The sequence below is a fragment of the Pseudomonas sp. NPDC089408 genome (genome assembly GCF_044749445.1).
Classification (GTDB): Bacteria; Pseudomonadota; Gammaproteobacteria; order Pseudomonadales; family Pseudomonadaceae; genus Aquipseudomonas.
This window is the reverse complement of sequence record NZ_JBIVHY010000001.1, coordinates 382,535-403,449: the sequence shown is the minus strand read 5'-3', so window position 1 is coordinate 403,449 and position 20,915 is coordinate 382,535. Positions and strand designations below refer to the sequence as shown.

19 protein-coding genes are annotated in these 20,915 nt (G+C 62.9%); 18 read left to right on the top strand and 1 reads right to left on the bottom strand.

Annotation, left to right across the window (positions count from 1 at the left end; genetic code table 11):
- Nucleotides 1-498 precede the first annotated feature (498 nt).
- The 18 genes from ACIP02_RS01770 to ACIP02_RS01685 all read left to right on the top strand — a co-directional run bounded on the left by ACIP02_RS01770 (nucleotide 499) and on the right by ACIP02_RS01685 (nucleotide 18,382).
- Complete coding sequence (locus ACIP02_RS01770; RefSeq protein WP_400612634.1) at nucleotides 499-1,587, top strand: efflux RND transporter periplasmic adaptor subunit; 1,089 nt, start codon at nucleotides 499-501, stop codon at nucleotides 1,585-1,587.
- Entirely contained in the window at nucleotides 1,584-2,651 is a 1,068-nt protein-coding gene (locus tag ACIP02_RS01765) for an efflux RND transporter periplasmic adaptor subunit (protein ID WP_400612632.1), read from the top strand. Before ACIP02_RS01770 ends, ACIP02_RS01765 begins: the two co-directional genes overlap by 4 nt.
- Nucleotides 2,648-5,701 (top strand): efflux RND transporter permease subunit, encoded by a 3,054-nt coding sequence (locus ACIP02_RS01760; RefSeq protein ID WP_400612630.1) that lies wholly within the window; start codon nucleotides 2,648-2,650, stop codon nucleotides 5,699-5,701. The genes ACIP02_RS01765 and ACIP02_RS01760 overlap by 4 nt, the downstream gene beginning before the upstream one ends.
- A 239-nt stretch (nucleotides 5,702-5,940) precedes the next feature.
- On the top strand, nucleotides 5,941-6,123 hold the full coding sequence (oscA, locus tag ACIP02_RS01755; protein ID WP_003248957.1) for a sulfur starvation response protein OscA: 183 nt from the start codon (nucleotides 5,941-5,943) through the stop codon (nucleotides 6,121-6,123).
- Nucleotides 6,124-6,173: 50 nt separating this feature from the next.
- Nucleotides 6,174-7,181 (top strand): sulfate ABC transporter substrate-binding protein, encoded by a 1,008-nt coding sequence (locus tag ACIP02_RS01750; RefSeq protein ID WP_400612626.1) that lies wholly within the window; start codon nucleotides 6,174-6,176, stop codon nucleotides 7,179-7,181.
- 185 nt (nucleotides 7,182-7,366) lie between these two features.
- Nucleotides 7,367-8,185, top strand: a complete 819-nt coding sequence (cysT, locus tag ACIP02_RS01745) for a sulfate ABC transporter permease subunit CysT (protein WP_400612624.1) — start codon at nucleotides 7,367-7,369, stop codon at nucleotides 8,183-8,185.
- Between the two features lie 11 nt (nucleotides 8,186-8,196).
- The gene (cysW, locus tag ACIP02_RS01740) at nucleotides 8,197-9,069 is read left to right on the top strand and encodes a sulfate ABC transporter permease subunit CysW (RefSeq protein WP_400612621.1); all 873 of its coding nucleotides are present in this window, start codon (nucleotides 8,197-8,199) and stop codon (nucleotides 9,067-9,069) included.
- Nucleotides 9,070-9,072: 3 nt separating this feature from the next.
- Nucleotides 9,073-10,062 carry a sulfate/molybdate ABC transporter ATP-binding protein gene (locus tag ACIP02_RS01735; protein ID WP_019098644.1) on the top strand — a complete coding sequence of 330 codons (990 nt, stop codon included), beginning with the start codon at nucleotides 9,073-9,075 and terminating at the stop codon, nucleotides 10,060-10,062.
- Between the two features lie 398 nt (nucleotides 10,063-10,460).
- Nucleotides 10,461-11,258 (top strand): energy transducer TonB, encoded by a 798-nt coding sequence (locus ACIP02_RS01730; protein WP_400612618.1) that lies wholly within the window; start codon nucleotides 10,461-10,463, stop codon nucleotides 11,256-11,258.
- 30 nt (nucleotides 11,259-11,288) lie between these two features.
- Nucleotides 11,289-12,008, top strand: coding sequence for a MotA/TolQ/ExbB proton channel family protein (locus tag ACIP02_RS01725; RefSeq protein ID WP_400612616.1), 720 nt, complete (start codon nucleotides 11,289-11,291; stop codon nucleotides 12,006-12,008).
- 1 nt (nucleotide 12,009) lies between these two features.
- Nucleotides 12,010-12,411: a biopolymer transporter ExbD gene (locus tag ACIP02_RS01720; RefSeq protein WP_016712576.1), complete on the top strand. Its 402-nt coding sequence runs from the start codon at nucleotides 12,010-12,012 to the stop codon at nucleotides 12,409-12,411.
- 285 nt (nucleotides 12,412-12,696) lie between these two features.
- Nucleotides 12,697-13,278: an alpha/beta hydrolase gene (locus ACIP02_RS01715; RefSeq protein WP_400612614.1), complete on the top strand. Its 582-nt coding sequence runs from the start codon at nucleotides 12,697-12,699 to the stop codon at nucleotides 13,276-13,278.
- A 64-nt stretch (nucleotides 13,279-13,342) separates the two neighbouring features.
- Nucleotides 13,343-14,173, top strand: a complete 831-nt coding sequence (locus ACIP02_RS01710) for a sigma 54-interacting transcriptional regulator (protein WP_400612612.1) — start codon at nucleotides 13,343-13,345, stop codon at nucleotides 14,171-14,173.
- Between the two features lie 175 nt (nucleotides 14,174-14,348).
- On the top strand, nucleotides 14,349-15,134 hold the full coding sequence (locus tag ACIP02_RS01705; protein WP_400612610.1) for a MetQ/NlpA family ABC transporter substrate-binding protein: 786 nt from the start codon (nucleotides 14,349-14,351) through the stop codon (nucleotides 15,132-15,134).
- Between the two features lie 303 nt (nucleotides 15,135-15,437).
- Complete coding sequence (locus tag ACIP02_RS01700; RefSeq protein WP_400612608.1) at nucleotides 15,438-16,103, top strand: amino acid ABC transporter permease; 666 nt, start codon at nucleotides 15,438-15,440, stop codon at nucleotides 16,101-16,103.
- Nucleotides 16,084-16,743 carry an amino acid ABC transporter permease gene (locus ACIP02_RS01695; RefSeq protein WP_400612606.1) on the top strand — a complete coding sequence of 220 codons (660 nt, stop codon included), beginning with the start codon at nucleotides 16,084-16,086 and terminating at the stop codon, nucleotides 16,741-16,743. Before ACIP02_RS01700 ends, ACIP02_RS01695 begins: the two co-directional genes overlap by 20 nt.
- The gene (locus ACIP02_RS01690) at nucleotides 16,740-17,513 is read left to right on the top strand and encodes an amino acid ABC transporter ATP-binding protein (RefSeq protein WP_400612604.1); all 774 of its coding nucleotides are present in this window, start codon (nucleotides 16,740-16,742) and stop codon (nucleotides 17,511-17,513) included. Before ACIP02_RS01695 ends, ACIP02_RS01690 begins: the two co-directional genes overlap by 4 nt.
- Nucleotides 17,510-18,382 (top strand): transporter substrate-binding domain-containing protein, encoded by an 873-nt coding sequence (locus ACIP02_RS01685; protein WP_400612602.1) that lies wholly within the window; start codon nucleotides 17,510-17,512, stop codon nucleotides 18,380-18,382. The genes ACIP02_RS01690 and ACIP02_RS01685 overlap by 4 nt, the downstream gene beginning before the upstream one ends.
- Nucleotides 18,383-18,535: 153 nt before the next feature.
- On the opposite strand, the gene ACIP02_RS01680 is transcribed toward ACIP02_RS01685, so the two are convergent.
- Nucleotides 18,536-20,899, bottom strand: coding sequence for a penicillin acylase family protein (locus ACIP02_RS01680; protein ID WP_400612600.1), 2,364 nt, complete (start codon nucleotides 20,897-20,899; stop codon nucleotides 18,536-18,538).
- Between the last annotated feature and the right edge of the window lie 16 nt (nucleotides 20,900-20,915).

The window sequence follows — 20,915 nt, the reverse complement described above, 5'->3', positions numbered from 1 at the left end:
AACGCCTTGGCGCATGCCTCGATATCGCGTCGTACAAACAAGGCGGTCGCGCGCGTCTAGCACAGGCGATACTGGCCCGAAACAAACGTAGGAGCGGCTTTAGCCGCGAAGCGCCGCGCGGGCGGCGCTCGATCTCACAGACGCCAAAAATACTTCGACGAACATCTGCAGGCGCTGCAAATGTGCTGCCGAACACTTGGCAGCCATGACGCGATCACGTTTTTTGTAGGAGCGGCCTTGTGTCGCGAAAGGGCCGCGAAGGGGCCCCAGAGTTTCAGCGCAGATGCACAAATTGCCAGGGCTGCTTCGCAGCCCTTTCGCGACACAAGGCCGCTCCTACAGTTGAACGCGTTAACCGACCAGATGGGTTCACCCACGAAAGGGCCCGCGCACGCGCCGAAAATGCCGAACTGTCCCCCGTCAGTGATGTTTATCGAACCCTGATCTACGCTAACAGTCGCATCCCACGAATCATTTGCGCGCAAGCAAGGAGCCTGCATGTCGTTGATGCGTCCACTGTTGGTCATTTGCCTGGGGCTGGTGCCTCTTTTGTCAGGCTGTAGCAAGGAAGAAACCACCGAAACCCTGCCCCGCGTAGGCGTGCAGCAGGTGGCATCCACCGATTTCGCAGCCAGGGTCACCCTGACCGGCGACGTGCAGGCGCGGGTGCAGACCGACCTGTCGTTCCGCGTCGGCGGCAAGATCATTTCGCGCAGCGTCGATGTCGGCGACCACGTCAAGGCCAACCAGGTGCTGGCGCGCCTGGACCCGAAAGACCTGCAAAACAACGTCGACTCGGCCAAGGCCGAAGTCTTCGCTGCGCAGGCGCGGGTTACCCAGACCAGCGCCGCCTTCGTGCGTCAGCAGAAACTGCTGCCCAAGGGCTACACCAGCCAGAGCGAATACGACGCCGCCGAAGCCGCATTGCGCAGCAACCAGAGCGCACTCAAGGCCGCCCAGGCGCAGCTGGCCAATGCCAACGAACAGCTCAGCTACACGGCATTGGTTTCCGAGGCGGCGGGGGTCATTACCGAGCGCCAGGCCGAAGTCGGCCAAGTGGTGCAGGCGACCATGCCCATCTTCAGCCTGGCCACCGATGGCGACCGTGATGCCGTGTTCAATGTCTACGAATCGCTGTTGGTTGCACCGCCCAGCGATGCTGGCGTCATCGTCAGCCTGCTGGACGATCCCAAGGTCCAGGCCCGTGGCTTCGTGCGTGAAATCACCCCCACCGTGTCGGCGCAAAGCGGCACGGTGCAGGTCAAGGTAGGCCTCAAGGACGTGCCAGCGGGCATGCAGCTGGGCGCACCTGTCACCGCCACCACCAACGCCCAGGGCCGGCCCAGCGTCGAGCTGCCATGGTCGGCGTTGACCAAGGCCCTGCATGAACCCGCCGTGTGGGTAGTAGGCGAGGGCGACAAGGTGGAACTGCGCAAGGTCGAGGTCAGCCGTTACCTGACCGGCAAGATCGTGGTTGCCAGCGGCCTGAAGAGTGGTGAGACCGTGGTGGTCAACGGCGGCCAGCTACTGCACCCCGGCATGCAGGTGCAGAAGATCGATGCCAAGGCCAAAGGGGGTGAGCTATGAAACGCCTGCTGCTGATGGTGTCGGCCGGCGTGCTATTGGCCGGCTGCAGTAGTGATGAAGAAGCCCCGCCACCGGTGCGGCCGGTGCTCTCGGTCAAGGTGGAACCGCAGGTACAGTCACAGCTGGGGCGCTTCGCTGGCACTGTCCAGGCGCGCTTCGAAAGCACCCTGGGTTTTCGGGTTTCCGGGCGCATCGCCCGGCGCTGGCTGGACGTTGGTGCCCAGGTCAAGCCGGGTGACACCCTGGCCACGCTGGACCCGACCGACCAGCAGAACCAGCTGCGCGCCGCCGAGGGCGACCTGGCACGGGTCCAGGCGCAGTGGATCAATGCCCAGGCCGACGCCCGCCGTCAGCAACAGCTGTACGACCGCGGCGTAGGTGCCCAGGCCCAGCTGGACATTGCCCAGACCAACCTGAAAACCACCAGCGCCGCCCTGGAGCAGGCGCGCTCGTCGGTCAGCCAGGCGCGTGACCAGCTCGACTACAGCACGCTGCGCAGCGATCACGCGGCGGTAATCACCGCCTGGCAGGCCGAAGCCGGGCAAACTGTCACCGCCGGCCAGGCGGTCGTGACCCTGGCGCGTCCGGATGTGAAGGAGGCGGTCATCGACCTGCCCATCGGCCTGGCCGAGCAGTTGGATAAAGGCCTGACCTTCACCGTCGCTTCGCAACTCGACCCCACTATCAACACCACCGCCAGCCTGCGCGAGTTGGAGCCTCAAGCCGATGCCACCACGCGTACCCGGCGCGCCCGCCTGACCTTGGCCAGCACGCCGGCTGCCTTCCACCTGGGAACCGCGATCAGTGTGACCCTGAGCTCGCAGGTCACGCCACGCAGTGAGCTGCCGCGCAGCGCCTTGCTCGAGCGCGATGGCAAGACCCAAGTCTGGGTGATCGACACCCAGCAGCAAACCGTGGCCACCCGTGACGTGACCTTGATCGAGCGCTCTGCCGACAGCATCGTGCTGACCGCAGGCGTGCAGCCCGGCGAGCGTGTGGTCACCGCCGGCGTCAACAGCCTCAAGCCTGGCCAGAAGGTCATCTTCGACGAGGATGCGCAATGAAAGGAAGCTTCAACCTGTCCGAATGGGCACTCAAGCATCAATCGTTCGTCTGGTACCTGATGTTCGTAGGCTTGCTGATGGGGATTTTCTCGTACTTCAACCTTGGCCGAGAAGAAGATCCGTCGTTCACCATCAAGACCATGGTCATCCAGACCCGCTGGCCCGGCGCGACTCAGGACGAGACCCTGTACCAGGTCACCGACCGCATCGAGAAGAAGCTCGAGGAACTCGACTCCCTCGACTACACCAAGAGCTACACCCGCCCCGGGGAGTCCACGGTATACGTCTACCTGCGCGACACCACCAAGGCCAAGGACATCCCGGATATCTGGTACCAGGTGCGCAAGAAGATCCAGGACATCCGCGGTGAATTTCCGTCAGGCATTCAAGGGCCGGGGTTCAACGACGAATTTGGTGACGTATACGGCTCGATCTATGCGTTTACCGCCGATGGCCTGACCATGCGCCAGCTGCGTGACTATGTCGAACAGGCCCGTGCCGAGGTACGGGACGTGCCCAACATCGGCAAGATCGAGATGATTGGCACGCAGGATGAAGTGCTCTATCTGAACTTTTCCACACGCAAGCTCGCCGCCCTGGGCATCGACCAGCGCCAGGTGATGCAGGCGCTGCAAGCGCAGAACGCCGTTACCCCGGCGGGCGTGATAGAGGCCGGGCCAGAACGCATTTCGGTGCGTACAACCGGGCAGTTCGCGTCGGAGAAAGACTTGCAGGGCGTCAATCTGCGGATCAACGACCGGTTCTTCCGCCTGGCCGACATCGCCGATATCGAGCGGGGTTATGTCGACCCGCCCGCACCCATGTTTCGCTACAACGGCCAGACCGCTATCGGCCTGGCCATCGGCATGAAGGCCGGCGGCAACATCCAGGTGTTTGGCGCAGCGCTCAAAGAAAAGATGGACCAGGTTACCAACGAGCTGCCGGTCGGGGTGGGTGTGCATACCGTCTCCGACCAGGCAGTGGTGGTGAAGAAGGCGGTGGGCGGCTTCACCAGTGCGCTGTTCGAGGCGGTGATCATCGTACTGGCGGTGAGTTTTGTCAGCCTGGGCGTGCGTGCCGGCCTGGTGGTGGCCTGTTCGATTCCGCTGGTGCTGGCCATGGTCTTCGTGTTCATGGAATACAGCGGCATCACCATGCAGCGGATTTCCCTCGGCGCACTGATCATCGCGTTGGGGCTGCTGGTGGACGATGCCATGATCACCGTCGAGGTCATGGTCACGCGCCTTGAGATGGGCGAAAGCAAAGAACAAGCGGCCACATTTGCCTATACCTCCACGGCGTTTCCGATGTTGACCGGCACCTTGGTCACTGTGGCCGGCTTTGTGCCGATCGGCCTGAACGCCAGTTCGGCAGGCGAATACACCTTCACCCTGTTTGCGGTTATTGCGGTCGCGCTGCTGGTGTCCTGGGTGGTCGCGGTATTCTTCGCCCCGGTGCTGGGCGTGCATATTCTCGACAGCAAGAAGATGAAGGCGCATGAACAGGAGCCAGGCCGGGTAGGCCGGGGCTTTGAAAGCGGGCTGCTGTGGTGCATGCGGCATCGTTGGCTGACCATCGTCGGCACCATCGTGCTGTTCGTGCTCTCGGTGTTCTGCATGCGTTTCGTGCAGAACCAGTTTTTCCCATCGTCCGACCGGCCAGAAATCCTGGTGGACCTGAACCTGCCGCAGAACGCTTCCATCGAAGAAACGCGAAAGGTGGTGGACCGTTTTGAAGCGACGTTCAAGGACGACCCCGAAATCGTTAGCTGGAGCACGTACATCGGGCAGGGTGCGATCCGCTTCTACCTGCCACTCGACCAGCAGCTACAGAACCCTTATTACGCCCAGTTCGTGATCGTGAGCAAGGGGCTGGAAGAGCGTGGTGAATTGATGGCTCGCCTGCAGAAGCGCCTTGAAGAAGACTTCGTCGGCATCGGCACCAACGTCCAGTCGCTGGAAATGGGCCCCCCGGTAGGCCGACCGATTCAATACCGGGTCAGCGGCAAGGATATCGACCAGGTGCGCAAGCATGCGATCGAACTGGCCACCTTGCTCGACAAGAACCCGAATATCGGTGAAATGATCTACGACTGGAATGAGCCCGGCAAGGTCCTGCGCATCGAGATCGCCCAGGACAAGGCGCGGCAGTTGGGCTTGTCCTCCGAGGACGTGGCGAATGTGATGAACAGCATCGTCAGCGGCGTGCCGATTACCGAGGTGAACGACAATATCTACCTGGTGGATGTGGTCGCCCGCGCCGAGGACAGCGAGCGCGGCTCGCCCGACACTTTGCAGAACCTGCAGATCCTTACCCCTAACGGCACCTCCATCCCGCTGCTCTCGTTCGCCACCGTGCGCTATGAACTGGAGCAGCCGCTGGTGTGGCGCCGCGACCGCAAACCGACCATCACCATCAAGGCCTCGGTCAACGGCGAGATCCAGCCTACCGACCTGGTTGCCCAGCTCAAGCCTGACATCGACCAGTTCGCCAGTAAGTTGCCGGTGGGCTACGAGGTCGCGACCGGTGGTACGGTGGAAGAAAGCAGCAAAGCCCAAGGCCCGATTGCGGCAGTCATCCCTTTGATGCTGTTCTTGATGGCGACCTTCCTGATGATCCAGCTGCACAGCGTGCAGAAGCTGTTCCTGGTGGTCAGCGTGGCGCCGCTGGGGCTGATCGGCGTGGTGTTGGCGCTGGTACCGACGGGTACGCCGATGGGCTTCGTGGCGATCCTTGGCATCCTCGCGCTGGCTGGCATCATCATTCGTAACTCGGTGATCCTGGTGACCCAGATCGACGAGTTCGAAGCCCAGGGTTTGTCACCTTGGGATGCGGTGGTAGAGGCTACCAACCACCGCCGACGGCCGATCCTGCTGACGGCAGCAGCCGCCAGCCTGGGCATGATCCCGATTGCCCGCGAAGTGTTCTGGGGGCCGATGGCCTACGCCATGATTGGCGGGATCATTGTGGCCACCCTGCTGACGCTGCTGTTCCTGCCAGCGTTGTATGTGGCCTGGTACAAAATCCGCGAGCCTCAGAAACAGTCCTGAAGGCTAATACGGCCCGTTGTAGGAGCGGGTTTACCCGCGAATGCGGTGGTAGGTCCACCATCGCATTCGCGGGTAAACCCGCTCCTACAACGGGCCGTGTCGCCATTTTTAAAATGGTTATATAAACATTCTTAAACAGTATTTTTAAGAATAACCCCACCTCACTACTATTGCCCTCAAGCCAGGCAACACATCCCCTTCAAATCCCTGCCCGGCATCTCACTCCAAGGAGAACGAGCATGAGTGCATCTCTGCGTAGCATCGACGGTCAGGACGAAGCCACCATTCTGCGGGAAATCCAGAGCGCCCTGCGCGACCTGCGTTTCGGTGCGGTGGAGATCACTGTGCACAACGCTCAGGTCGTGCAGATCGAGCGCAAGGAGAAGTTCCGCCTGCAACAGCCGGGCAACAAGCCTGGCTGATCTGCGCCACAACATCCAAAACTAGAAAAATGCCAATCGGGAGCTTCACCATGTCCATTCGCCGTTATGCGCTTGCCGCCCTGGCCAGTGCTGTTTTTGCCGGTTCCGCCATCGCCAAGGACTACGAACTGCTGAACGTGTCCTACGACCCGACCCGTGAGCTGTATCAGCAGTACAACGCCGAGTTCATCAAGCACTGGCAGCAGGCCCACCCGGGCGACAAGGTGAAGATCCAGCAATCCCACGGCGGCTCGGGCAAGCAAGCCCGGGCGGTGATCGACGGCCTGCGCGCCGACGTGGTGACCCTGGCCCTGGCCGGCGATATCGACGAAGTCGCCAAGCTCGGCAAGACCCTGCCGGACAACTGGCAGACCCGCCTGCCGGACGCCAGCACCCCGTACACCTCGACCATCGTATTCCTGGTACGCAAGGGCAACCCGAAAGGCATCAAGGACTGGGGCGACCTGATCAAGAAGGACGTCTCGGTCATTACCCCTAACCCGAAAACCTCCGGCGGTGCGCGCTGGAACTTCCTTGCCGCCTGGGCCTACGGCCTGAAGACCGGTGGTAGCGAAGACAAGGCCAAGGCCTACGTGCAGGAGCTGTTCAAGCACGTACCGGTGCTGGATACCGGCGCCCGTGGCTCGACCATCACCTTCGTCAACAACGGCCAGGGCGACGTGTTGCTGGCCTGGGAAAACGAAGCCTTCCTGGCGCTGAAGGAAGACGGTGGTGCCGACAAGTTCGACATCGTCGTGCCGTCGCTGTCGATCCTCGCCGAGCCGCCGGTGGCGGTGGTGGACAAGAACGCCGAGAAGAAAGGCAATACCGAGCTTGCCACCGAATACCTCAAGCACCTGTACAGCCCGGCCGGGCAGAAGATTGCCGCCGAGAACTTCTACCGCCCGCGTGACGAGAAAGTGGCTGCCGAATTCGGCAAGCAGTTCCCGAAACTCGAGCTGGTGACTATCGACAAAGACTTTGGTGGCTGGAAGACTGCGCAACCGAAATTCTTCAATGATGGCGGTGTGTTCGACCAGATCTATCAGGCACAGTAAGGGCCACGGAAAAGCGGGGCCGCCTTGCGGCCCATCGCGACACAAGGCCGCTCCTACAGGGGATACGCGATCTACTTGTAGGAGCGGCCTTGCGTCGCGATGGGCTGCAAAGCAGCCCCAAGATTCAGAAGCCTGCACCGGCCCGGGATCGTTCCCGGGCCAAGTGCGTTCAACCAGGGATATTTATGTCACGTCGCATTTCCCCCGTCATACCCGGCTTCGGGCTGACGCTGGGCTACACCTTGGTGTACCTCAGCCTGATCGTGCTGATACCGCTGGCGGCCATGTTCATCCATGCCTCGCAGCTGACCTTCGAGCAGTTCTGGAACATCATCAGCGCGCCGCGGGTGCTCGCCGCGCTCAAGCTGAGTTTCGGCACCGCCCTGTTTGCCGCCATCATCAACGGTGTGATCGGTACCCTGCTGGCCTGGGTGCTGGTGCGCTACACCTTCCCTGGGCGCAAGATCATCGACGCGATGATCGACCTGCCGTTCGCCCTGCCTACTGCCGTTGCCGGTATTGCCCTGACTGCGCTGTACGCGCCCCAGGGCTGGGTCGGCCAGTTCGCCACCGACCTGGGCTTCAAGATCGCCTATACCCCGCTGGGCATCACCCTGGCGCTGACCTTCGTCACCCTGCCGTTCGTGGTACGGACGGTGCAGCCGGTGCTGGCCGATATCCCGCGTGAAGTGGAAGAGGCCGCCGCCTGCCTGGGTGCAAAACCTTTGCAGGTGTTCCGCCACATCCTGGCGCCGGCCCTGCTGCCGGCCTGGCTGACCGGTTTTGCCCTGGCCTTCGCCCGTGGCGTGGGCGAGTATGGGTCAGTCATCTTCATCGCCGGCAACATGCCGATGAAGACCGAGATCCTGCCGCTGCTGATCATGGTCAAGCTCGACCAGTACGACTACACCGGCGCGACCGCCATCGGCGTGCTGATGCTGGTGGTTTCCTTCATCCTGCTGCTGCTGATCAACCTGCTGCAGCGCCGCATCGAAACCCCTTGAAGGAGGCCGGCATGTCCAGTTCATCCCTGAGTGCAAGCGCCGCCGCCAACGCTGCCCGCCGTGGCAGTGCGACTTCGCGGCGCATACTGATCGGCCTTGGCTGGCTGGTGTTCGCGCTGTTCCTGCTGCTGCCGCTGGTGATCGTGGTGTCGCAGGCGCTGAAGAACGGTTTTGGTACCTTCTTCGAGGCGATCTTCGAGCCCGATGCACTGTCGGCGCTGAAGCTGACTTTGTTCGCCGTGGTCATTTCGGTGCCGCTGAACCTGGTGTTCGGCGTCAGCGCCGCGTGGTGCGTGAGCAAGTACACCTTCCGTGGCAAGAGCATCCTGGTCACCCTGATCGACTTGCCGTTCTCGGTGTCGCCGGTGATCGCCGGCCTGGTCTACGTGCTGATGTTTGGCGCGCAAGGCTTGTTCGGGCCGTGGCTGCAGGACCACGACATCCAGATTGTCTTCGCCCTGCCGGGCATTGTCCTGGCGACCATCTTCGTCACCGTGCCGTTCGTGGCCCGTGAGCTGATCCCGCTGATGCAGGAGCAGGGCACGCAAGAGGAGGAGGCCGCACGCCTGCTCGGCGCCAACGGCTGGCAGATGTTCTGGCACGTGACCCTGCCGAACATCAAGTGGGGCCTGATCTACGGCGTGGTGCTGTGTACCGCGCGGGCCATGGGCGAGTTTGGCGCGGTGTCGGTGGTGTCCGGCCACATCCGTGGCGTGACCAACACCTTGCCGCTGCACGTGGAGATCCTCTACAACGAGTACAACCACGTCGCGGCCTTCAGCGTGGCCAGCCTGTTGCTGATCCTGGCGCTCTTCATCCTGCTGCTCAAGCAGTGGAGCGAGAACCGTATTAACCGCCTGCGCCACAGCGCCGCGGAGGAATGATTCATGTCGATCGAAGTTCGTAACGTCAGCAAGCGCTTCAACAGCTTCCAGGCCCTGGACAACATCAACCTGGACATCAACAGCGGCGAGCTGGTGGCCCTGCTCGGCCCGTCCGGCTGTGGCAAGACGACCCTGCTGCGCATCATTGCCGGCCTGGAAACCCCGGACCAGGGCAATATCGTATTCCATGGCGAGGATGTGTCCGGCCATGACGTGCGCGACCGCAACGTCGGTTTCGTGTTCCAGCACTACGCGCTGTTCCGCCATATGAGCGTGTTCGACAACGTTGCCTTCGGCCTGCGCATGAAGCCCAAGGGCGAGCGCCCGAGCGAGAGCAAGATTGCCGAAAAGGTGCATGAACTACTGAACATGGTGCAACTGGACTGGCTGTCCGACCGCTACCCCGAGCAACTGTCTGGCGGCCAGCGCCAGCGTATCGCCCTGGCCCGTGCATTGGCGGTGGAACCCAAGGTACTGCTGCTGGACGAGCCGTTCGGCGCCCTGGATGCCAAGGTGCGTAAGGAGCTGCGCCGCTGGCTGGCGCGGTTGCACGAGGACATCAACCTGACGTCGGTATTCGTTACCCACGACCAGGAAGAAGCCATGGAAGTGGCCGACCGCATCGTGGTGATGAACAAGGGTGTGATCGAGCAGATCGGCTCGCCGGGCGAGGTGTACGAGCAGCCGGCCAACGATTTTGTCTACCACTTCCTTGGCGACTCCAACCGCCTGGCCTTGAGCGAAGGGCACCATGTGCTGTTCCGCCCGCATGAGGTGTCGCTGTCGCGGCATGAGACCGAAGGTCACCATGCGGCCGAGGTGCGGGATATCCGGCCGTTGGGTGCGACTACGCGGGTGACCTTGAAGGTGGAAGGGCAGAGCGAGCTGATCGAGGCCGAGGTGGTCAAGGACCATGACAGCCTGACCGGGTTGGCGCGGGGGGAAACGTTGTTCTTCCGGCCGAAGGTTTGGCAGAAGGTGGCGGATATCTGATTCGCCTTTGATGAAGAAAAGCCCGGGTTGGTCCTGGGCTTTTTTATGCCTGGAAGATTGCCGGGGCTGCTGTGCAGCCCATCGCGACACGAGGCCGCTCCTACAGGGGATCGCGTATGCCTGGGAGTGCGCGGTTCATGTAGGAGCGGCCTTGCGTCGCGATCGAGGGCGCAGCCCTCGCGGCAATCTATGCCTTGCACGAATATTTTGCATGCTCGCAAGGCATCGCCCTGAACCGGCCCAGCTACAGGCCGCGAAATCCATGGCTTTGAGCGAATCGCCAAAAACCTATATTCATTTAAGTTATAACTATAATTTCAAACATTACTTTAAGAGATAAGCCTCTGGCCCCGATGATTCAGCCACACACCTGAATCGAGACCCCAGGAGTTTGATCAATGGGTAATGTCCAGTCGGCCGTCAGGGCCTACGACCAGCCATGGCGCCCGGCACCGGGTGACCTGGTCGAGCTTGGACGCACGCTTCGCCTGCCGTTGGGCCAGCTGCGCCTGCAACGCACGCCGGTCAGCGGGCTCAAGCGCCGCGACAAGCTGGTGCTGGGCCTGCTGGTGCTGGCCCTGCATGGCGCTGCCGCGTACTGGGTCAGCCACGCACCCACCCCCGCATTGCCGGTGGTACCGCCACAGGTGCCACCCATGACCATCGAGTTTGCTGCGCCGGCACCGCCCGTGGTTGAGCCACCACCGCCAGCCCCCGCACCGCCCGTGGTCGAGCCGCCACCGCCGCCGGTGGTCGATGAGCTGGCCGCCAAGCCCAAACCCAAGCCCAAGCCCGTGCCCAAGCCGGTGGTCAAGCAAGCGCCGAAACCGCAGCCCAAGCCAGTCGAAGCGCCGCCACCAGCGCCGGTGGCCGCCCCGGCACCGCCTGCGCCAGCACCCCCTGCGCCGGCCCCGATCACCCCGGCCTCGGCCAACGCCGCGTACCTGAAGAACCCGGCGCCGGAATATCCGCAGATGGCCCAGCGTCGCGGTTGGGAAGGCACCGTGTTGCTGCGCGTGGAGGTGCTGCCCAGCGGCAAGCCCGGGCAGATCCAGGTCCAGAAGAGCAGTGGCCGTGATGCTCTGGATGCCGCCGCGCTGGCCGCGGTCAAGCGCTGGAGCTTCGTGCCAGCCAAGCAGGGCGACGTGGCCCAGACCGGCTGGGTCAGCGTGCCGATCGATTTCAAGCTTCGCTAACTTTTTCGCAGAACACAGGAAGACATCATCATGAGCCTGCTGGCATCCCCCCTCGAATCCGTTGAAAGCGCAGTCATCTGGCTGCTGGTTGGTTTCTCTGTCGTCACTTGGGGCCTGGCCCTGGTCAAGGTCGCGCAGTTCGTGCGGCTGAAGAACCAGGACAAGCGCTTCCACCAGCAGTTCTGGGCGGCTTCCAGCCTGGACTCGGCTGCCGAGCTCAGCCACGAACTGCCTGGCCCGGCTGCCCGGGTCGCCCAGTCCGGTTACGCCGCCATCGCCGTTGGCGACACCCAGGCCAATGACCTGAGCCACGCCATCAACCATCAGGACCGCCTGGAGCGCGCCCTGCGCCAGCAGATCGTGCGTGAGCGCCGCTCGCTTGAAACCGGCCTGGCGGTGGTCGCCAGTATCGGCAGCACCTCGCCCTTCATCGGCCTGTTCGGCACCGTATGGGGCATCATGGAGGCGCTCAAGGGCATCAGCGCAGCCGGCTCTGCCAGCCTGGAAACCGTGGCCGGGCCGATTGGTGCAGCGCTGGTTGCAACTGGCGTAGGTATCGCCGTCGCGGTGCCGGCGGTGTTGGTCTACAACTACTTCCTGCGCCGCCTCAAGCTGACCGCTGCCGACCTTGATGACTTCGCCCATGACTTCTACAGCCTGGCGCAGAAGAGTGCCTTCCGCGTGCTGGTACACCCGGCCGTGCACAAGGCCCAGGCTGGTTTCACCCAGCCGGTGAAGGAGGCGTCCTGACATGGCCTTTTCGACCCAGGACAGCGACGAAGTCCTCAGTGAAATCAACGTCACCCCGTTGGTGGACGTCATGCTGGTGCTGCTGGTGGTGTTCATCGTCACCGCACCGCTGCTGACCAACGCCATCCCCATCAACCTGCCAAAGACCGAGGCCGTGGCCCCGGTGGAGCAGAAGGACCCGCTGGTGGTCAGCATCGATGGCGAGGGCAAGCTGTTCATCAACAAGGACCAGATCCAGCCCGACCTGCTGGAAACCAGCCTCAAGGCCGCCAAGGACAAGGATGCGGATGTGCGCGTGCAGCTGCAGGCCGATGACGGCGTGAACTACGGCGAAGTGGCGCGGGCCATGGCCGCCATCGAACGTGCGGGGATCAGCAAACTGGCGGTGATTACGGCGCGCTGATACCTGGCAACCCTCTTCAGGCAAGTGCTTATGGGCCATATCTCTTGGCAGGGGATGGCCCTTTTTTTGCCTGGGTTTCATGGCTAACAATACTCCCTGTGGGAGCGGGTTCACCCGCGAATAAAGATGTAGGCATCACCGACGCATTCGCGGGTAAACCCGCTCCCACAGGAGCTGTGTGGGTACTTATATTTGGTTATTAATAAATAGCTTCTTATTCCTTTACGAATATAACCCCCGCCCTATACTTGTCTCCAAGCACGCAAACTTACTGGAGGCGTCCCCATGCGCAACGAGTCGATCCGTTACCTGATTGTGCCGGGCTGGCAAGGATCGCCAGACAACCATTGGCAAAGTCACTGGCAGCGCACCCTGCCCAACAGCGCGCGGGTCGAGCAGCACGACTGGCTGACCCCGCAACGCCAGGACTGGGTGCAGGCGCTGGAGCAGGCGATTGCCGCCGAGCGCTCGCCAGTGATCCTGATCGCCCACAGCCTGGGCTGCATCACCGTTGCCCATTGGGCCGCGCAGGCCAGCCCGGCGTTGCTGCGGCGGGTGCGAGGTGCACTGCTGGTGGCACCGGCTGACGTCGAGCGCCCTACTTGCGCCCCAGCCCTGCGCAACTTCGCGCCGATCCCGAGCGCAGCGCTGCCATTCCCTAGCCAGGTGGTCAGCTCGGACAACGACCCGGCCGTGAGCGTGCCGCGGGCGCTGTACCTGGCCCAGGCCTGGGGCGCCGAAGCAGGGCTGCTGAGCAACGCCGGGCACATCAACGTCAAGTCCGGCCACGAGCGCTGGGAACAAGGCTTTGCCTACTTGTACCGCTTGCAAAGCCGGGTCGAGCAGCGCGCACTGCGCCGCGCCTGATCACCCTTACTGTTTACCGTTTGCCTGACGCCCGGCCACTGCAGGCCTGGGGCGGGAGTTTGTCATGACTTTTCAAAACCCGTTTGGCCAGCCACTGCTGACCTTTCCCGAACTGGACAAGAGCCCGCTGAGCATCCGCGCCAAGGCGCTGGTGTTCATCGACCCGCGCTCGCAGCAACTGCGCGAAGCACTTGAACGCCTGGCGCCGCAACCCTTGCCGGTGCTGATCCGTGGCGAGACCGGCACCGGCAAGGAGCTGCTGGCGCGGCAGATTCACCGCGCCAGCGACCGTGCCGGGCTGTTCGTCTCGGTCAACTGCGCGGCCATCAGCCCGACCTACGCCGATGCCGAACTGTTCGGCTACAGCGCCGGCAGCCAGGGCGGCACGGCCAGCAGCCGCGCCGGCTGGTTTGGCTCGGCCAACGGCGGCACGCTGTACCTGGACGAGATTGCCGATTTGCCGCTGGCCATCCAGGGCAAGCTGCTGGCGGCCCTGGAAAACCGCGAGGTCACCCGCGTGGGCGCGCAACAGCCGCAGCCGGTGGATGTGCGCCTGGTCGCCGCCACCAGCATTGACCTGGCGCGGGTAGTGCGTGCCGGGCGCTTCAACGAACGCCTCTACCAATACCTGCGCGAGGGGGCGCTGGAGCTGCCGCCATTGCGTGAGCGGCCAGGCGATATCCTGCCGCTGGCCGAGTACTTCGTAGGCATTTACAGCGTGCGCCTGCAGCGCCCTGTGCCACTGGTGAGCGAGGCAGCACAGCAGGTGCTGGAAGCTCACGCCTGGCCTGGCAACACCCGTGAACTGGAGAACGTCATTCACTTTGCCTTGCTGGTGAATGACGGCGCAGAGATCCAGCCGGAAGACCTCGACCTGCTCAACCCCGCGCGCTAGACATCGCTCATAAGTAAAGTGACTGATGGCAGTTTGTTTTTGGAATAAGCAGCTAAGCAAAAGATATTGTTACGGAATAAAAAATCTAGGTATTGTCCGCTTCACGCCTGCTGATGAACCGGTTGGGCAACTGATTCGCCATCGTCGATGGCCCAGATCCAGAACAAGGACCACCATGAAGAAGACCCTGCTGACCACTGCCCTGGCCGCCGCCCTGTCGTTCTCCGGCCTGGCCGCTGCTGCCGAGAAACTGGTGGTTGCTGCTACCCCGGTACCGCACGCCGAGATCCTCGAGCTGATCAAGCCGACCTTGGCCAAGGAAGGCGTGGACCTGGAGATCAAGGTCTTCACCGACTACGTGCAGCCGAACGTGCAGGTAGACCAGAAGCGCCTCGACGCCAACTACTTCCAGACCCTGCCGTACCTGAAGAGCTTCAACGAAGGCAAGGGCACTCACCTGGAAACCGTGATCGGCGTGCACGTCGAGCCGTTCGGTGGCTACTCGAAGAAGGTCAAGAGCCTGAGCGAGCTGAAGGAGGGGGCCACTGTGGCCATTCCGAACGAGGGTAGCAACAGCGGCCGTGCGCTGATCCTGCTGCAGAAGGCTGGCCTGATCACCCTGAAGGACCCGAAGAACGCCCTGGCCACCCCCAAGGACATCGCCGAGAACCCGAAGAAGCTGAAGTTCCGCGAGCTTGAGTCGGCCATGTTGCCGCGCGTGCTGGACCAGGTCGACCTGGACATGATCAACACCAACTATGCCCTGGAAGCCGGCCTGAACCCGGCCAAGGATGCACTGGTAATCGAAGGTGCCGACTCGCCGTACGTGAACTTCCTGGTTGCCCGCCCGGACAACAAGGACAGCGAAGCCATCCAGAAACTGGCCAAAGCGCTGACCAGCCCGGAAGTGAAGGCATTCATTGCCAAGAAGTACCAAGGTGCGGTGCTGCCGGCGTTCTGATGCGCTTGTATTACCTGGCATGACCCAACGCCGACACTTTTGTGTCGGCGTTTTTATTTAGGGGCATAGTTACCTGTGGGAGGGGTTTACCCGCGAACACGGGCGAAGCCCGTGCCATCCAACGCGTTGCCTGCTTCGCGGGTAAACCCGCTCCCACAAGGTTCTGCGTTCGGCATCGACATATCTCTGCAGCGCGGAGCGCTTAGTGATATGCATATTCGAATAAGGTATTTATTAAATTGTTTTTAGATCATTAAAGTCTATCTGTCGTGCCGCCGCGCACCCACCAGACCTGCTTTACCCATGACCCTCGACACCGCATTCATCCTCAGCGCGCTGCCTGCCTTCCTCAAGGCCGTAGCCGTGACCTTGCAGGTTGGCCTGATCGCCATCGCCACTTCGCTGTTGGTCGCCCTGGTCAACGCCACGCTGCTGGTGCTGCGCACCCCTTACCTGTGGCGCCTGGTTAAAGCCTATGTGGAACTGGCGCGTAATACGCCGCTGCTGATCCAACTGTTCTTCGTCTATTTCGCCTTGCCTAGCCTGGGTCTGAAGATTTCCGGTTTTACCGCAGCCATCATCACCATGACCTTCATGGGCGGCGCCTACCTCACCGAAGTGCTACGCGCCGGCGTAGACGCCGTGCCGCGTGCGCAGCTGGAGTCCGGGCGCTCCATCGGCCTGTCCGAGGGCCAACTGCTGCGCCATGTAGTGCTGCCTCAGGCCGGCATCCTCAGCCTGCCGGCGCTGTTCGCCAACTTCATCTTCCTGCTCAAGGAAACCACCGTTGTCTCGGCGGTGGCGGTGCCGGAAATTCTCTACACCACCAAGAACTACATCGCGCTGTACTACAAGACTTACGAAATGCTCACCGTGCTGACCTTGCTCTGCGTGCTGCTATTCCTGCCGCTGTCGTTGCTGCTGCGCTATGTGGAAAGGAGGCTGCAACATGGCCAGTTCGGGATTTGAGTTGCTGCTGCAGGCGCTGCCGCAGCTTGCCGGTGGCGCCGCGCAGACCTTGGCCATCTCGGCGCTGGGCATCTTCTTCGCAACGCTGGGCGGCGTGCTCTATGGCGTGCTGGCAACCTTGGGCAACCGCGCGCTGAACATCGCCCTGCAGGTGTACCTGGAGCTGTTCCGCGCCATACCGGTGCTGGTGTGGCTGTATCTGGTGTTCTTCGGCCTGCCGATTTTCTTCGGCCTGAGCATTCCCAGCTTTTGGTGCGCGGTGCTGGTGCTGGGCCTTTGGGGCGCCAGCGAGGTCGGCGAGGTGGTGCGTGGTGCACTGGCTTCGCTGCCGCGTGGCCAGCGCGAGGCGGGGCTGTCGATCGGCCTGGCGGGCTGGCAGTTGTATGGCTATGTGCTGCTGCCGCAGGCGCTCAAGCGCATGACCCCGCCAACCATCAACATCTACACCCGGATTATCAAGACCAGCTCGCTGGCGGTGCTGATCGGTGTGGTCGAGGTGATCAAGGCCGGCCAGCAGATCATTGAACGCACCTACGAATCGGTGCTGATCTATGGCGCCTTGTTCCTGTTCTTTTTCATTGTCTGTTATCCGCTGTCCGCCGCTTCACGCGTGCTGGAACGCCGTTGGGTCCACTCATGAGCGCATTGATCGAATTTCACGGTTTCAACAAGTTTTTCGGCCAGCAGCAGGTGCTCAGGGACGTCGACCTGGAGGTCGCGGCCGGCGAGGTGGTGGTGATCCTCGGCCCCAGCGGCTGTGGCAAAAGCACGCTGCTGCGCTGCCTCAATGGCCTGGAGCAGGCCCATAGCGGCCACCTGCGCCTGGCCGGGCAGGAACTGCTCGACTCGCGTACCGACTGGCGTGCTGTCCGTCAGCGGGTGGGTATGGTGTTCCAGAGCTACCACCTGTTCGGCCACATGAGTGTGATCGACAACCTGCTGCTGGGCCCTTTGAAGGTGCAGAAGCGCGAGCGGGCCGAAGCGCAGGCGCAGGCCGAGGCGCTGCTGGCCCGTGTCGGCCTGCTGGACAAGCGTGACGCCTTTCCCCGGCAGCTGTCCGGGGGCCAGCAACAGCGCATCGCCATCGTTCGCTCGCTGTGCATGAACCCCGAGGTGATGCTGTTCGACGAGGTGACTGCGGCCCTCGACCCGGAAATGGTCAAGGAGGTGCTGCAGGTGATCCAGGGCCTGGCCCGCGACGGCATGACCTTGCTCATCGTTACCCATGAAATGGCCTTCGCTCGCGCGGTGGCCGACCGCATCGTGTTCATGGAGGCCGGCAGGATCCTTGAACAGGGCGACCCCGAGAGCTTCTTCACGCGACCGCGAACCGCACGTGCGCAGCAGTTCCTGGAGAAATTCTCTTTCGTAGAAAGCCTGCCAACGACACTGCACAAGGAACTGTCATGAAAACTGCCAACCTCACCAAACTGCTGGCGCCGTTGCTCGGCCTGGCGCTGCTGGCCGGCTGCAACAAGGCCGAGGAGCCACCCAAGCCTGCGGCCGCATCACCGGCCAGCAGCTACCTCGAAACCATCAAGGCCCGCGACAAGCTGATTGTCGGCGTGTTCACCGACAAGCCGCCGTTCGGTTTCGTCGATGAAAAAGGCCGCTACGTGGGCTTTGACACCGACATCGGCCGGCGCCTGGCCAAAGACCTGCTGGGCGATGAAAACAAGGTCGAGTTCGTTGCCGTGGAGCCGGCCAGCCGCATTCCGTTCCTGCAGAGTGACAAGGTCGACCTGATCCTCGCCAACATGACCGTGACCCCAGAACGCAAAGAAGCGGTGGACTTCACCAACCCCAACCTGCGTGTTGCCGTGCAGGCCATCGTCGCCGATGGCAGCCCGGTGCAGAAGCTGGATGACCTGGCCGACAAGACCATCATCGTCACCACCGGCACCACGGCCGATATCTGGCTGACCAAGAACCACCCTGAATGGAAGCTGCTCAAGTTCGAGAAGAACAGCGAGTCGCTGCAAGCCTTGGCCACCGGCCGTGGCGATGCCTACGCGCAGGACAACCTGATTTTGTTCAGCTGGGCCAAGCAGAACCCGGGCTACCGCGTGCTGCCGGAGCTGCTGGGGGAAGAGGCGCCGATTGCGCCGGCGGTGAAGAAGGGAAACACCGAACTGCGTGACTGGGTGAATGCCGAACTGGCCAAGCTGGGTGAAGAGAAGTTCTTGCTCAAGCTGTATGACCAGTATGTGCGCAAGGAACTGAGCGATGACACCAAGCCGGAAAGCGTGATAGTGGAAGGGGGCAAGTGGCAGGGCTGACCGTGCTACACCACATTGCTCTTTGATAGTGCAGGGCCTCTGTGGGAGCGGGTTTACCCGCGAACACCGGCAAAGCCGGTGCCATACACCGTGTTGCATTCTTCGCGGGTGAACCCGCTCCCACAAGGGGCTGCTGCGCGGCAGCCCCCTCGGTCACCCACCAGGTACCAGCCTCAGGGTACTCTGCGCCGGAATTACCCCCATCTGCGCCTTCTGGTACAACCCCTGCACATACCCCTCGGCCTGGTCCGAGTAATGCCGGTCAAACGGCACGCCACTCTGCCCGACGGGGTTGCTGGTCAGCGCCTGCCCGGCATCGGCAAAGTCGATCAGCCGCCGCGTCGACGGTCCATAGGTTACTGGCCATGGCGCCGGGCCGATCTTCGCCGACAGGTTGTTCGGCACTTCGTGAGTACCGGGTGCGGCGAAAGGCCCGACGTTGAGCAGCAGGTTCAGCGGCTTCTTCACCCCCAGCGGATGGTTATGGGTGAGGGTATGGGCCTTGCCCCACTGCCAGCTGGCCGGGTCGCTGCCCAGGGTTTCGTGCAGGTGCTTCAGGCTGCGCTGCCAGGCCGTGCGTACCACCGCAGTGCGGTCGGTACGCTGGTTGCCACCGCGGGTGTTCCACCAGGGCGAATTGGCATCCGCCGCCAGACGCGGTAGGGCGGCGTCGATGGCGCGGGTGCTGATCAGCACCGGGAACCAGGTATCGCCCAGTTCGTCATGTAATGCCGAGAACGCCAGGTCGTAGAGGAACTGGTTGAACAGGGTGGCGCTGGTCGAGTCCAGCGGATAATCGCCAGCCCAGGCCGCCAGTTGCTCGACCAGTTCCTTCTCTTCGTCACCTTCGGCCACTGCACGCAGCGTCGCCAGCAGCGGCGCCAGCGTGCGCGGGCCATAGTCGCTGGCGGTATCCAGCTGTAGCGCCTGGCTGTTCTGGGTGTCCCATTTCACTTCGGGGTTGGCCAGGTGGCGGTCAAGCTGGCGACCACGGTCAGGCAGGTTGTAGTAACCCGGAACCGGCACCACCGCTGGCGGCTGGTAGTTGGCCGAGACGATATAGCCGCGTGCAGGGTTCTCCTGCTGGGGGTTGACATTGAACGGGTAGAAACCGCGCTTGTCGGCCTGCGCGCTGGCGCCGTCGAGGATGAACGCCGGGTCGACGCCGTCAGGGCGGATTGGCAGTTTCGCCGCTGCCCACCAGCCGATGTCACCACGGGCATTGGCCCAGACAAAATTCAGCCCCGGCGCGTGGACCTTGGCCGCAGCCTCGCGCATCTTGCCCAGGCTGTCGGCGCGGTTGATCTGGTAGAAGCCGTCGAGGATCGGGTTTTCGGTCTCCAGGAATGCCCACCACATGGCGATAGGTGTGGCCCCGGCGGTGGCGCCCAGCACGTCGTTGACGATCGGCCCGTGTGGCGAGCGGCGCAGGCTAAGGGTGACCGGCGCCTGGCCTTTGACCGCGATCTGCTGCTCGGTTTTTTCCAGCGCCTGCCACTGGCCATCGACCATGACTTGGTTGGTGTCGGCCGGGTTGGTGCGCTCGGCGATCAGGTCGACATCGTCGTTCTGGAACATGGTCAGGCTCCAGCCGAAGTCGCGGTTGTGGCCGAGCAGGGCGAACGGGTTGAGCGCCTGGAAGTAGCCATACAGGTTGAAACCGGGCGCCGACAGTTCGGCTTCGTACCACACGGCCGGCACCGCGAAGCTGATGTGCGGGTCGCCGGCCAGCAGCGGCCTGCCACTGCGGGTACGGCTGCCTGAGATGGCCCATGCGTTGCTGCCTTCGAACTGCGGGATGCCGGCTTCGACCAGCGCCTGGTGGCTGGCACGGGCCATGGCTTCCATGCTTTGCCAGTCCGCCGCCGCCAGTGGCGTGCCCAGGGCGCCCTGCGGCTGCCAGTCGAGGTCGAAGATCTTCAGGTATTGCGGGCCGAGCTGATCGCGGATGTAGGTCAGCGCCGGTTCGGTGCGGAACGCGGCCGCGAAGCTGTAGGCCAGGTAGCCGGCGATGCTCAGGGTGTCTTCGGCAGTGAATGGGCGCGGGGTGATGCCGAGCAGGTCGAACTCCATGGGTTTGGGGTGGCTGGCTTGCCAGCTGTTCACCCCGTCAAGGTAGGCTTGCAGGGCCTGCCAGGCCGGTGACTGGCGGTCCTGACGCTTGGCCATCCGTGCAGCCTGCTCACGAATGCGCAGGCTACGGAACAGGGTGTCGGTGGGCAGCAGCTTGTCGCCCAGCACCTCGGCCAGTTCGCCGCGGGCCAGACGGCGTATGATTTCCATCTGGAACAGCCGGTCTTGGGCGTGCACGTAGCCCAGGGCTCGGTACAGGTCTGGCTCGCTCTGCGCTTGCAAGTGCGGCACGCCGCGGGCGTCGTAGCGCACGCTGACCGGCGCCTGCAGGCCGGCCATGGGTACCTCGCCCTCACGTTGCGGCAGCTTGCCTTGCACGTACCAGTAACCGGCGCCGGCGGCCACGGTAACCACCATGGCCAACAGGGTCAGGCTGCGCTTCATGCAGGCTCCTTGTGCG